This is a genomic window from uncultured Chitinophaga sp. (assembly GCF_937874145.1).
GTDB lineage: Bacteria > Bacteroidota > Bacteroidia > Chitinophagales > Chitinophagaceae > Chitinophaga.
On sequence record NZ_CALNBI010000183.1, the window covers coordinates 1 to 13,441 of the forward strand.

Here is a 13,441-nt window from a genome sequence, read left to right on the forward strand (position 1 = left end):
CGGCGCGCGTGTGCCCGGAAAGAACGGTGTAGAGCCCGAAAGATGGCACGGCATGGAGATGGATGAGCGTGTCCGCCGACGCGGAGGCGAGCAAGATCCGGGTGGCGGCGGTGCGGAAGGCGGTCAGGGTAGTACGGAACAGCTGTTCGTTGGTACTGCTTTGCGGCCTGGGGCCGCCGCCGGGCATCTGCGCGATGGTATCTTCTGCGGGCGGAACGGCCGTCTGGCTCGTTTGTTTCGGTTCCGGCTGGCCGCAGGATGCAACGGCGGCACAGAGCAACAGCGTGATGGGCAGGTTTTTCATGCGGAAAGATTTGGTGTTCCCCCACAACGTTACAAATACGGTGCCTCCCTGCCCGCAAGCCTCCGGATAACAACCGGTTACGGCAGTATTGTGGCGTATGGACGGCAATCTGTTGACCGCCAGGGGCTATTGCGGCTTCAGAAGGCTGGAATCGGGGTTATTGTGATCGGATTTTAAGATTATCCAAAAAAAATATCACCGGAGGTGTAGGGGGGAGGTCCGATTCCAGTACATATAAGTACGAGGTTATGGACAAGCATACATTTATTTTACTGGCAGACCGCTATCGGGATGGTTCGGCGTCTGATGCGGAAAAGCGCCTGGTGGACGCATATTGCGAGCGCCTGGAGCAGCAGCCGCGCGAGGAATTGTCGCCCGAAGAGGAAAGCAACCTTGAGATGCTGATGTATGCCCGTATCATCCACTCCATCCATCAGCCCACGGCTCCCCGCCGGCTGAATTGGTGGTATGCCGCCGCCGCCGTGGTACTGGCTGCCGGGGCCGCCTTCTTTCTCTTCCGTCCTTCCGCCGCGCCCGTGGAGCACCTGGCCCGGGAGGAGCGTTTCAAAAACGACCTGGATCCCGGTGTGGATAAGGCGACCCTCACCCTGGCAGACGGTTCCGTCATCGCCCTGGGCAACGAAAGCCACGAAGCCATCGCCCGGCAGGGCGGCGCCGACGTCATGCAGACTGCCGCCGGTGTACTGGAATACCAGTCTGGCCAGGTGGCGGAAACACCCGTCTACAACACCCTTTCCACCCCCGCCGGCGGCCAGTTCCGCCTCACCCTGCCCGATGGCAGCAAGGTATGGCTCAATGCGGGTTCCTCCTTACGCTTCCCGACGGCTTTTACCGGGGCCGAGCGCCTGGTGGAGCTGAAAGGGGAAGCCTACCTCGAAGTCAGCAAAGACGCCGCGCATCCTTTCCGCGTCATCGCCAAAGGCATGACGGTAGACGTATTGGGCACGCATTTCAACATAAACGCATACGACAACGAGCCTTCCATCCGTACGAGCCTCCTGGAGGGAGCAGTGCGCGTCGGGAAAGGCGGGGAGAGCCGTGTATTGGCTCCGGGCGATCAATCCAGCCTGCTGCCCGACGGGCAGATCAAGGTGGCTTCCGGGGTAGACATGAGCGCCGTTACCGCCTGGAAAGACGGGAAGTTCACTTTCCACGGAGCGCCCATCACCGAAGTGATGCGCCAGGTAGAACGCTGGTATGGAGCAGAAGTGGTGTATGAGGGAGAAGTGACCCATCATTTCGTGGGTACGCTGCCCCGCAACCTGCCTGTATCGCGCGTGTTGGAAATGCTGGAAATGACCGGCCGTGTGAAATTTATTATCGAAGGGAATAAGATCATCGTAAAACCGTAAGAAACATTAGACCGTTATAGCCCAAAAAAAATCCCGGCTTTGCGGCCGGGATCCGGCAACAGGAGGTACCAGCTCCGGTTGCCAGGGCGCAACAAATGTTCCGTTGAGAGAAAATTTATTTATCACCCAAAATCAAAAGTATGATTTTAAAAGCCAGGTGCCAACACCGGCAGGGTAATCCGTACCCTCCAGATTGTACCACCTCCCGCCAGATGCTACCCGGGAGCAAAATGTGGAAGATTATGAAACTAACCGCTGTATTTATGCTGACGGCGTGTATTACGGTCAGCGCCGGAACTTACGGCCAGTCTGTCTCTCTTTCCGTAAAGAAAGTATCGCTCGGCAGGCTTTTCAATATGCTGGAAAAGCAAACGGGGTATTCCTTCCTGTATTCGCGGGAAGACGTACACCAGCTGGAAGCCGTCGATCTCCAGCTGAACGGGGCGGATATGGCCACTGCCCTGCGCGCCGCTTTCCGCGACCAGCCGCTTACTTATTCCATCGTAGATAAAGTGGTGATCGTGAAGCGCAAGCCGGTGACTTATGCTCCTCCCGCCACCATGGAGGCTTTGAAGCCTGTGGTGCTGGAGATCGGGGGAACAATCACCGATAACGAGGGCACCCCGCTGCCGGGGGCTTCCATCCAGATCAAAGGCACCAAACGTACCGCGGTATCTGATGCGGTAGGTAAGTTCGTGATCTCTGCAGACGCAGGGGACGTACTGGTGATCCGCTATGTAGGTTTCAGCGAGAAGGAAGTGAAAGTAGGCCCTGAAACTACGCTCACCATCAAACTGGAACAGCTCCCTTCGCGCCTGCAGGGCGTTTCTATCGTGAGCACGGGGTACGCTACCTTGTCGAAAGAACGGGCGGCGGGATCCTTTTCGAATATCGGCGCCAAAGACCTGGAGAACAAAATGCAGGCGAACCTGACAGAAAGGCTGGAAGGTATGGCGGCAGGCTTCACCTATTATAAGGGCGACGCGCAGATCCGCGGCGTATCCACCATCCGGGCCGAGAAAGCGCCGCTGTATGTAGTTGACGGAATGCCGTTTGAAGGAAATATCAATGCGATCAATCCGAATGACGTTTCGTCTGTAACGATGCTGAAAGATGCGTCTGCCGCATCCATTTATGGAGCACGGGCGGCAAATGGCGTCATCGTTATCATCACGAAAAACGGCAAACCCGGACCGCTTTCCGTAAACTATACCAACTCATTCAAAGTAACGCCGCTGCCGGACAGGGGATATATGAACCGGATGTCCAGCGCGGAGCTTGTAAATTTTCAGCGGGATATTTTCCAGTATTGGTCGAACGATCCCGCCGGCCTCGACCAGCGCAGATTCATTAACGACGTTTACGGGCTGATGTATGCGCATAAAGCAGGCAATCTCACCGACGCGGAATTGGAAAATGAACTGGAAAAATACCGCCATCTCGACCGGTACGGCCAGGTGAAGGATGAGTTCCTGCGGAACATGGCGCTTGTTCAACAGCACAATCTTTCGCTTTCCGGCGGAACCGAGAAACACCGGTATAATCTTTCGGTAAACTATTTAAAGAATAATCCGTACGAAAAGATTCAATCGAACGACCGCTTCGGTTACAATCTCAAGAACATGTTCAACCTCAACAAATGGCTGCGGTTGGATGTGGGCGTGATGGGAAGCCATACCCGCGCGGAATACGACAATGGTTTCAACGGCTACAGCAACCTGAACGGCGGGCGCGCCAGCTACTACATGATCCGCAATGCGGACGGTACGCCTGCGCAATGGTATGGTCAGAAATCACAGTTTGAGATCGACCGGCTTATCGCGCGCGGCTCGCTGGACGAAACGATGTTCCCCTTGAATGAAGTTAGCCAACAGCATTACATCAACAAATCCAACTACCTGAACCTGAATGTGGGAGGAAATATCCGCCTGATGCAGGGGCTTTCCCTCGACGTGCGTTACCAGAGCGAGCGGACAGAAGGGCTGAGCAGCCAGTTGTACCGCCCCGGGTCCAATTACGTGAAAACGATGGTGAACGATGCTACCACCAGCACCGGCGGTATCGATACCATGTGGATCCCCAACGGCGGTCAATTCAGCGAAGCCCGCACCGCCCTCAATTCCTATACCCTTCGCGCGCAATTGAATTTCAACAAGATTTTCAACCGCGACCATGAAGTTTCTTTCATTGCTGGTGCGGAGCGCCGTCGTATCCTGTCCACCGGAACGGATATCTACAAATATGGCTATGACGAATTCTCGCTGGTGTATAAACCTATCGACGAATCGAAACTGGGAAGGCCTTTGCAAAAAACGCAATCCGTCTTCAATAATTTCAACTATTCCAGGAAAGAACGCGGATTTACCGAAGTAGAAAACAGGTTTGTATCGTTCTATGGCAACGGTTCCTACACCTATAGAAAAAGATGGACCGCTTCAGGTTCGATCCGTATGGATCAAAGCAACCTTTTCGGCACGGATCCCAAGTACCAATACCGGCCGCTTTGGTCTGCGGGCCTTTTGTATGTTGTCAGCGAGAACGACCTGCCCTGGCTGAACCGACTCGCCGTTCGGGGAACTTACGGGGTGAATGGTAATATCGCCAAGGATGCCGGCCCTTACATGATCACGCGCGACGAAACCAATCCGCATTATTATACGAACGAACTGCAGGCTTCTGTGGCATCTCCCCCGAATTCCGGCCTCCGCTGGGAAAAAACCAATGTGGTGAATTTCGGGATTGATTTTAACGTGCTCAACGGCAGGCTGACGGGTTCTATGGATTTTTATAACAAGAATTCGAACGATCTGCTGGGCAACCTGCAATCAGACCCCACTATCGGCTGGTCTACCATTCTCGTGAATTATGGCGAGATGTATAACAGGGGCGTGGATGTTTCGCTGACCAGCGAAAATATCCGCACAAAAGACCTCCGTTGGTCCAGCACGTTCAATTTCAACTATAACAAAAATGAACTGACGAACCTCTACATCTCCGCGAATGATGTAAGCAGCTATGTGACTTCTGCGCAGAACAGGCTGGGTGTTCCCATGCAATCGCTGTATAGCATCCGGTACGCCGGCCTGAACGACCAGGGGCGCCCGCAGGCTTTCACCAAAGATGGGAAAATTGTGATGGATGCCAGCCAGCTGACGGTTGATGACCTGGTTTATTCCGGTACGATGGTTCCGCCGTATTCCGCTTCACTGCTGAATAATATCCGTTTTAAGAACTTCGAACTGTTTGCGATGTTCATGTATTACGGCGGCCATAAGATGCGCGACGTCGTAGCGCCGTTCCTTACCAGGCTTCCGGAGCTGAACTACACTACGAACATGGACCGCAATGCTTTGAATTACTGGAAGAAGCCCGGCGATGAGGCAAATCCCGACATGTCGCCCGCATTTATCTCCCAACCCTCATCGAACGTCAGCATGGTGTATGAAGCGGCGGATAAGCATGTTGCGAATGCCAGCTACATCAAGCTGCGCGACGTAACCCTGAGCTATAACCTGCCTTCGGCGCTGCTGCAGAAAGCGAAAGTAAAAGCATTGCGCATCAGTTTCCAGGTACAGAACGTTTGGAGATGGTCTGCCAATTCCCAGAAACTTGACCCGGAAGTGTGGTCGGGAAGCGGGCTTGGAAGCGCTTCAAGAGGGATTCTCCTACCGCCTAGTTACACGCTCGGGCTCAACCTTAACCTTTAAACGCTGGTAAAATGATGAAACGAAACATATTATCCATAATTGCCGGGGCAGCGTTATTATTGGCGTCCTGCAACAATTTCCTCGATATCACACCGAAAGGATATACCATCCCGGAGAAATTCGGCGACTACGAAAAATTACTGAATAACCTTTCACTTTCCCGCGCTGCTTCCGCCTATCCGAACTACCTGACAGACGATGTGCAGGCCGGGCTTAACAACGACGTAAGCAAATCGGCAGGTTTCAACCGCTATGCGGCATTCAAGCAACGGATGTACCGTTTCGACGGCGGCCAGATCATGGACATGGGAGCGCAGGACTCGCAATGGGAGCCCTCCTATCAACATATTTACGTCTATAACACGGTGATCAACAATGTTATGGATGTGACAGACGCAACGGATAGGGAGAAGCGCCGGGTGCGGGCCGAAGCACTGGTTGGCCGCGCATTTGAATACCTGTTGCTCGTAAACCTGTATGCAAAGCATTATGATCCGGCTACCGCCGCCACTGATTTTGGTGTGCCGATGGTATTGTCCGAAGACATCAACGTTCCCTACGAGCGGGTGAGCGTTGCTGCCGTTTACGATCAGATCAAGAAGGACCTGGATATGGCTACCCCTGATCTGTCGGAAAAAGTACCCAACAACTTCCATCCGCTGAAAAGCGTTGGCTTTGCATTTCTCAGCCGCATGTACCTCTATATGGGGGATTATGAAAAGGCGCTCGGGAATGCAAATGAAGCACTGAAGCGAAATGCGACCCTGATCGATTACAAGAATTATGTCAACATTGAAGGGACCACCTTCGGCAGGGTTTGCCTTCCGGCAGACAGTACCGGCTTCCCCAACGCCGACCTCAATCCCGAAAGCGTTTGGATCCGCCTCGGAAGCGCCAGCAACGGAACGATGCATGGCGAAGTGTACGCCCCTGAGGACCTGATCGCCACCTATGCCGCAGATCTTGCACCCGGAGCAACAGACATGCGCTTCCAGCTGTTCTTCTGCCATGGCAGTTCGAAATTCGGCTCAGGTTCTTCCGTGAAGTTTCCCGGCAGGGAATTGTGGGCGCCTTATATCGAATTCAATACCGGCCTCAGCTCACCCGAAGTGATTCTCATCGCAGCAGAATGCGAAGCCCGCGTAGGTGATAAAAACAAAGCGCTTGCGCATCTCAACACGCTCCGCGACATGCGCATCAAAGGCAACCAACCGCTTGTTGCCGCTACAAAAGACGAAGCCCTGCGCATAGTTCTCGATGAGCGCAGGCGCGAACTGCGCTTCATCGGCCCCAGCCGCCTGATCGATCTGAAACGGCTCAATAAAGATCCCCGGTTCGCCAAAACCGTGACGCATAAGCACGAATCGGAAACATGGACGCTTGCGCCGAATGATAACCGGTACATCCTGCCCGTGCCGCCGCGCGTACTGGCCATGAATCCCGGCATCCCGCAATACGACAGATAAAAGCCAGCCATTCTGAACCACGAATGACAAACCCATACAACCCAGCGGCGCCGGTCCATCCGGCGCCCTTTTTCAAAAACATCATCATGAAACCATTCTTACTGATTTGCGCCCTCTTCGCCGCTTTTACCGTCAAAGCACAGGATGGCATCCGGTTCGGAACCGATTCCTGGAACGAAACGCTGGCACAGGCCGCAAAGGAAAATAAACTCGTATTCCTCGATTGTTACACTTCCTGGTGCGCACCCTGCAAATGGATGGACAAAAACGTCTTTGTCCTGAAAGATGTGGCGGACTTCTACAACGCCCGGTTCGTGAACACGAAAATCGATATGGAAAAAGGAGAAGGCCACGAACTGCGGAAGAAATACAATGTGCAGTCCTTCCCGACTTACCTTTTCATCAACGGTAAAGGAGAAGTCATTCACCGCAGCGGCTCCCGCATGTCGGCCGAGGAGTTTCTCGAAGAAGGGCGGATGGCCGCCGATCCCGAGCGCAACACCGCCGCCCTGGCAAAAAGATATGCAGCCGGCCAGCGCGATGTACCCTTCCTGCTGAATTACTACCTCGCCCTCAACCGGTCCGACCGGCAGACGGCCGAGAAAGTAGCCGGCGAGATTACGGCCAGGATGACCGACAGCACCCTGGGCACGCCCCTGGGCTGGAAAGTGATCAAAAACCTGGCGCGCAGCAGCAATGATAAACTGGGGAAATATTTCCTGGCCCACCAGGAAGACTTCAAACATTTCGCAACGGCGGATGAGCAAAGCGTGCTTACCGACCGTTTGCTGTCCAGCACTTTGTACCAGCATGTGTATGCGGGCCGCGAAGCGGAATTCTACGAAGGGCTGAAACACTTCTCCGCGTCTCCTTCCAAAGAGCGCCAGCAGCAGGCCGTGATGCTGGAAGCAGAGTTCCTGCTCAGGGAGGGCCGCGCACAGCAATACATCGCGCTCACCGACAAAGCCATGAAAGGTGTGTTGAAAAACGACGCCGAGAAATTGAGCTTCCTGGCCCGGCGGATCAGCGGGAAGAAGGAAACCGAAGAGAAGATGAAGCCTTTATTGCCGCAGGCATACAAACTGGCGAAGAAAGCCGTGGAAATCGAACCCGAAGAGTACAGTGTGCAAAGCACTTTCGGCTGGATCTGCCTGTCGATGAAGAAAAAGAAAGAAGGACTGAAAGCCGCGCAGAAAGCACGCTTGCTGGCCGACGCCGAAACATCCAAAATCCAGAAACTCGCGCAGGAACTGGTGGATGAGTTCAGTAAAATATAAACATAACGGTTGATAATTATATGCGATTACAGGGCTCCGGATTTCTCCGGGGCCCTTTCTGTACCCGGTATCCGGGAAATCGGTTGTTGAAAATAGTGGGATTTCGGGCCATTTGTTAGTCGTTGTGAACGGGCCGCTTATCCCGGAAATACGCCGGAAAGCGAGGCGGGAGGCCGGTCGGTCGTGCAGGGAGGTTTATTAATTTGGTGGAAAAACCCGTACTTTTATTGTTTGATGCCGGCATATTCGACATATACGGATGAGCAGTTATATGAATTGCTGCAGGGGGACGATCAGGATGCATTTACCGTAATCTACCAACGCTACTGGAAGGGGCTCTACCAGCGGGCAAGCGCCATGCTGAGCGACGGCCAGCTGGCGCAGGATGTGGTGCAGGAAGTTTTCATCTCACTCTGGAACCGCCGTGCCGAAGCCCGCATCGAAAAACTCCAGGCCTATCTGTACCAGGCCGTTCGTTTCCAGGAACTGAAAGCCCTGCACCGGCTGCAGTCCGACGCCGCGTTTTACGACCGGCTGGCGTCCATCACCCAGGATATGATCGATCATGAACCATTGCTCTACAACGAAATGGAACGGATCATCCGCAACGTGCTCGAACGCCTGCCCGAAGACCAGCGCCGGATCCTGCGCATGAGCCGGGAAGAAGGGCTGACATACCGCCAGATCGCTGAAAAGCTGGGCATTTCCATCAAAACCGTGGAAAAGAAAATCTCCCTCTCGCTCCGCGCCATCCGCAAAGGGATGGACGGCTCGTTCCCTGTGCTGCTCACTTTGGCGGCCGCGGGGGCGGCACATCTGTAAACGGTTTGAAAAAACCGGTTTGCTGTGTATCTTGATGGCCGCAAATACCTTTTATGAAATCTATGTTTTTTTCCTGGACGGTGGCATTGCTGCTGCTGGCCGTTAGTCCTGCTTTCGCGGCGAAAGTGGATACCGTGAACGTCTGGAGCGCCGCTATGAAAAAGAACATCCCGGCGGTCGTGATTACGCCCGAAGCTTCCGGCGATGCGGCTTTGCCGGTGGTGTACCTGCTGCATGGCTACAGCGGAAATTATGCGGACTGGGTGAAGAAGGTGCCCGCGGTGCAGGAGCTGGCGGATCGTTTCCGGATGATCATCGTATGCCCTGACGGCGGTTTTGGCAGCTGGTATTGGAACAGTCCGCTGGATAAGGGATTTCAATACGAGACGTATGTGGCGGAAGAACTGGTGAAGTGGGTGGATGGAAAATACAAGACGATCGCGGGCCCGAAAGGCCGTGCGATCACGGGTTTGAGCATGGGCGGCCATGGCGCGTTGTACCTGGCCATGCGGCACCAGGATGTGTTTGGCGCTGCGGGGAGCATGAGCGGCGGGGTAGATATCCGGCCGTTCCCGAAGAACTGGGACATGGCGAAGCGGCTGGGTGCTTATGCGGAGCAGCCGAAGCGCTGGGAAGAGCATACGGTGATCAACCAGCTGCACCTGTTGACCGCGGGCTCGCTGGCGTTGATGATAGATTGCGGGACGGAGGACTTTTTTTTCGGTGTGAACGAAAAGCTGCACGAGGCGCTGTCTTACCGGAATATCCCGCATGATTACCTGGTGCGGCCCGGCGCGCATAACTGGGCGTACTGGACGAACGCGATCGAGTACCAGCTGCTGTTCATGCACCGTTACTTTACGAAGTAGTTATTATCGCAGATCATATTCGGGGTGATGCAGGAAGGGATTCCGGCATTGCCCTTTTTTTGTGGTGATTTTTTCTGCGTGGTTGTAAAGTTGGATTGAAGTTGGAAGGAAGCGATGAAGCCTGAATTGGTTTTTTTACAGGGGAAGTGATAGCTGGTTATTGCCGGGTATTTGGGGAAAGTGATATCCCGTACCCATGCTTTTGCGTGATAATGAGGAAGGTGATCGCAAGCAACGACAAATTCGATCGGCAACCGCTGGGAATAACGATTGTTTTTGCAGGCAATGTTTGTTGCAAGCGTGGGTGGACGGTTATCTGGCCGGCGGAGGGGAAGAACGGAAGAATTTCATCGCGGCTGTATTTACCAAAGGGTAACGAATACGGCGGCGATGAGGATGCTGGCCATTTTGGATTTAAGGATTTGTTTGGCGTAGCGGAGGTGAGTTTTGATGCTTTGTTTGCTGATCCCCATTTTGAGGGCGGCTTCCTGGTAGGAGAGCTCCTGCTGGTAGACGAGCTCCATGGCGCGTTTGCGCTGGGGGCTGAGGGCGCTGAGCCAGGAAACTACTTTGTTTTCTTTTTCCTGGGGGGTGGCGTTGTTGTTGTAGGATTCCGGGAGGGAGACGTCTTCCGAGGCGGATTTGTTGTAGTATTGAAAGACCTCGTCTTTTTGCTGTTGCATATCTCTTTTGCGGATGACACCCAGGCATTGGTTTTGCACCATGCGCATCAGGTACCAGCGGATATCGCGGATCGACTTCCAGAGCTGCGGCTTGTTCAGCAGGGTAGCGAAACAATCCTGCACCACATCGGCAGCATCATCCTTGTCGCGCATAAAAGTATAAGCGATGGTCAGCATCGTGGGAGCATATTTCTTGTAAGCCTGGTCAAAGGCTTCCTGATTTCCCTGCTGCAGTTGCTGAATAAGTTCTTGGTCCTCCACGGTTGCAGATTTTTTAAAGTAACAGTATCAGATTTAGTTTCAATCCCTGTTCCGCCGCGTGCGGCGCTGCGACACGTCTTTAAGCATGGATGTGGAGAAAAATGTGCAGTTCAAAAAATGTGTTCCAACATGGTTGGATGGCGGACATGGTTTCTGCGCTACTTAAAATTCGGTAAAAAGGGGACTTGGAGTCGTTATGTAATTGTTAACGATTTGGGTAAAAGCCCAACAGCCGTAGCCGTTATGCACCCCGTACCGAATCTCTCATTATATTTACGGCTTCGCCGGGCGGATGGATTTATTTCCCCGCCATTCACCCTTCATCCACCCACTTGCATCTATTAACATAGACCAAATCTTGCATGGAAGATAACATGTATACACGATTGCTGCTGGTTCGCAGGATCCTCGGGCAGATTACGCCCGAAGAATCACTGGAATTGGACGCAATCCTCGAGTCAGACCCCGACGCCCGCGCACTCCGCGACGAACTGCAGTCCATTCCCCCGGAAACACTGCAGGAAGCCTTCTCGTCGTTCGATGTGCACACCGGCCTGCTCGATGTATACGACCGCGAACAGGACATGCGGCGCCGCCGCCGCAGGACCATCATCCGCTCCATCCTCGGAACCGCCGCCGCCGCCCTCATCGCCGGCGCCGTATGGCTCACCTGGCTTTCTCCCAATGCCTCCGTGGAACAGGGCCCCCTTGCCACCGGCAACCCAGCCGGCTCCGCTACCCTCGTCCTGGAAGACGGTACCACCATCTCCCTGGCAGACACCGGCCTCCAAAAACATAACGGCTCAGACGCCAGCTTTACCAATAACAACCGCGTCCTCCAACTCGGCAGCGACCAGGCGCCCGGCGAAGGATGGACCACCCTCGTCGTCCCCGCACGCCTCGATTACCAGGTGAAATTGTCCGACGGCTCCACCGTATGGCTCAACTCCCTATCCCGCCTCCGCTTCCGCTTCGAAAACGGTAAGCAACGGGAAGTTTTCCTCGAAGCCGGCGAAGCCTACTTCAAAGTAACTGGAGACGCCCAAAATCCCTTCACCGTTCACACTCCCGAAGGTGATGTACAGGTCCTCGGTACCGAATTCAACGTCAACGCTTACAGCGAAAAACAAATGGTTGCCTCCCTCATCAACGGTAAAGTAGCCATACGCCATGGCGTCGACCGCATCGAGCTCAATCCCGGCCACCAGGCCCTCGTCAACGCCGGAGAAACCATTGTCGTGGAGAATTTCGACCCCGCCCGCACCCTCAGCTGGCGCGAAGGCGTCCACTTTTTCGATGACGCCGCCATCAAAGAAATATCCACCATGCTTGACCGCTGGTTCAATGTGGAACTGGTCATCGATTCCCCGGACGTCGGCAGACGGCGCTTCTTCGGCCGGCTCGACCGCAACAAGCCCATCCAGGACTTCGTCAACGCCATGAACCTCACCGGCGAAGTCAACTTCTACTGGAAAGGCAATAAACTGCACGCGAAATAGCCTCGTTTAATTGTGCATAGTTGTTGAATGCCCGGTAGTTATGTGGAATTTCTTCCCCCAAACCACCATCCCCCCGCCCGAACATTTCCCGCAGGCAGCGTGTTCCTTCATTCGGCACAGATTATGTTCCGCATTAAGAAAAACATATGAACAGATACCTCGCACTCACCGCCATCGCATTCCTCACGATCTCCATTTCCAGCTGCGAAGTAGTAGGCGGCATCTTCAAAGCCGGCGTTTGGACCGGCCTCATCCTCGTTGCCCTCGTCCTCGGCCTTATTATTTTCCTGTTCTCCCGCGGTGGCCGGAAAGATTAATGTTTCCCGTCAATCGATTATTTTGCATCCGGCAACGGCCTGCCCGCTGCCCGGATCATCATGAACAGATTACTTCTACTCTGCCTTATTTCCCTGTATGCCTGCCAGCCCCGCGCCGGCGAAAACGACGAAAACACATCCGTTACAACCGACCCAGTTCCTGTTGTTTCACCGGTTCCGCGACCCGTCTCCGGCCCCGAAGCAGCCACCGGCATCGCCGGCGATTTCAATGGCGACGGCGTAATCGATACCGCCTGGTGCGAACTGGTGAAACAATCCCCTGGCCCCGACGAGCCTGGTATTTACGCCCTGAAATTCAATACCAGCCTCATCCCGGACATGGATAGCATCGACGGCTTCTTCCGCCTCATCAACGAAGGCGACCTCAATGGCGACGGCCTTCCGGAGCTCTCGCTTTTCCAAAGCCCCCTCCACGGCACGGTCTATTCCATGACCACCTGGGCGCTAGCCACCGCGGGATGGAAACGTATCGCCGGGCCCTGGCTCATTCCCACGGCCGGGGAGTACCCCTCAGAAGAATCCCTCCAAAACCGCATCGTACTTGAAAATGATACCGTATATTTCTGGCAGGAAGACATGAGCGACGAACATTTCATCCCGCAGAAACATGTGCTCCCACTGGAAAAATAAACCGCATGAAGCGTAAACGATTCTGGAAAAGACTGGCCTGGTTCACGGGCGTCTTTTTACTGCTGCTCAACTTGTTCTGCGCCTGGCACGCATGGAAATTCACGCATTTCACCGATACCACTGCACCGCGTACCAATCCCAATCGGCTCTCCGCCTTGGGGAAATTGAAAACCGTGGTGCTGGGCGTCGACAATCCCCGCCCGGCGAACAAC

The 13,441-nt window shown here is 54.3% G+C and carries 12 protein-coding genes; 10 read left to right on the plus strand and 2 right to left on the minus strand.

The annotated features are described in order from the left end of the window. A partial coding sequence (locus tag Q0510_RS08725) for a hypothetical protein (RefSeq protein ID WP_298710101.1) occupies positions 1-304 on the minus strand: 304 nt, incomplete at its 3' end. A gap of 248 nt (positions 305-552) precedes the next feature. Here Q0510_RS08725 and Q0510_RS08730 point away from each other — a divergent pair. The 6 genes from Q0510_RS08730 to Q0510_RS08755 all read left to right on the plus strand — a co-directional run bounded on the left by Q0510_RS08730 (position 553) and on the right by Q0510_RS08755 (position 9,818). Next, complete coding sequence (locus tag Q0510_RS08730) at positions 553-1,677, plus strand: FecR family protein (RefSeq protein WP_298710102.1); 1,125 nt, start codon at positions 553-555, stop codon at positions 1,675-1,677. 242 nt (positions 1,678-1,919) lie between these two features. After that, a complete protein-coding gene (locus Q0510_RS08735; RefSeq protein WP_298710105.1) occupies positions 1,920-5,384 on the plus strand; it encodes a SusC/RagA family TonB-linked outer membrane protein in 3,465 nt (1,154 codons plus the stop codon). 11 nt (positions 5,385-5,395) lie between these two features. Then, the gene (locus Q0510_RS08740) at positions 5,396-6,850 is read left to right on the plus strand and encodes a RagB/SusD family nutrient uptake outer membrane protein (protein WP_298710107.1); all 1,455 of its coding nucleotides are present in this window, start codon (positions 5,396-5,398) and stop codon (positions 6,848-6,850) included. 86 nt (positions 6,851-6,936) lie between these two features. Further along, positions 6,937-8,127, plus strand: a complete 1,191-nt coding sequence (locus Q0510_RS08745) for a thioredoxin fold domain-containing protein (protein WP_298710109.1) — start codon at positions 6,937-6,939, stop codon at positions 8,125-8,127. A 234-nt stretch (positions 8,128-8,361) separates the two neighbouring features. Then, entirely contained in the window at positions 8,362-8,949 is a 588-nt protein-coding gene (locus tag Q0510_RS08750) for an RNA polymerase sigma-70 factor (RefSeq protein WP_298710123.1), read from the plus strand. A gap of 53 nt (positions 8,950-9,002) precedes the next feature. Beyond that, positions 9,003-9,818: an alpha/beta hydrolase family protein gene (locus Q0510_RS08755; protein ID WP_298710111.1), complete on the plus strand. Its 816-nt coding sequence runs from the start codon at positions 9,003-9,005 to the stop codon at positions 9,816-9,818. A 362-nt stretch (positions 9,819-10,180) separates the two neighbouring features. Here the strand turns inward: Q0510_RS08755 and Q0510_RS08760 are convergent, their stop codons facing one another. Further along, complete coding sequence (locus Q0510_RS08760; RefSeq protein WP_298710113.1) at positions 10,181-10,762, minus strand: RNA polymerase sigma factor; 582 nt, start codon at positions 10,760-10,762, stop codon at positions 10,181-10,183. Positions 10,763-11,136: 374 nt separating this feature from the next. Here Q0510_RS08760 and Q0510_RS08765 point away from each other — a divergent pair, with 374 nt between their 5' ends. The 4 genes from Q0510_RS08765 to Q0510_RS08780 all read left to right on the plus strand — a co-directional run. Then, on the plus strand, positions 11,137-12,261 hold the full coding sequence (locus Q0510_RS08765; protein WP_298710115.1) for a FecR family protein: 1,125 nt from the start codon (positions 11,137-11,139) through the stop codon (positions 12,259-12,261). Positions 12,262-12,407: 146 nt separating this feature from the next. After that, positions 12,408-12,578: a phosphatidate cytidylyltransferase gene (locus Q0510_RS08770; RefSeq protein ID WP_298710117.1), complete on the plus strand. Its 171-nt coding sequence runs from the start codon at positions 12,408-12,410 to the stop codon at positions 12,576-12,578. 60 nt (positions 12,579-12,638) lie between these two features. Continuing rightward, positions 12,639-13,229: a hypothetical protein gene (locus tag Q0510_RS08775; RefSeq protein ID WP_298710120.1), complete on the plus strand. Its 591-nt coding sequence runs from the start codon at positions 12,639-12,641 to the stop codon at positions 13,227-13,229. Between the two features lie 5 nt (positions 13,230-13,234). Continuing rightward, positions 13,235-13,441, plus strand: a 207-nt coding sequence (locus Q0510_RS08780; RefSeq protein ID WP_298710121.1) for a hypothetical protein, incomplete at its 3' end; no start/stop codon positions are given.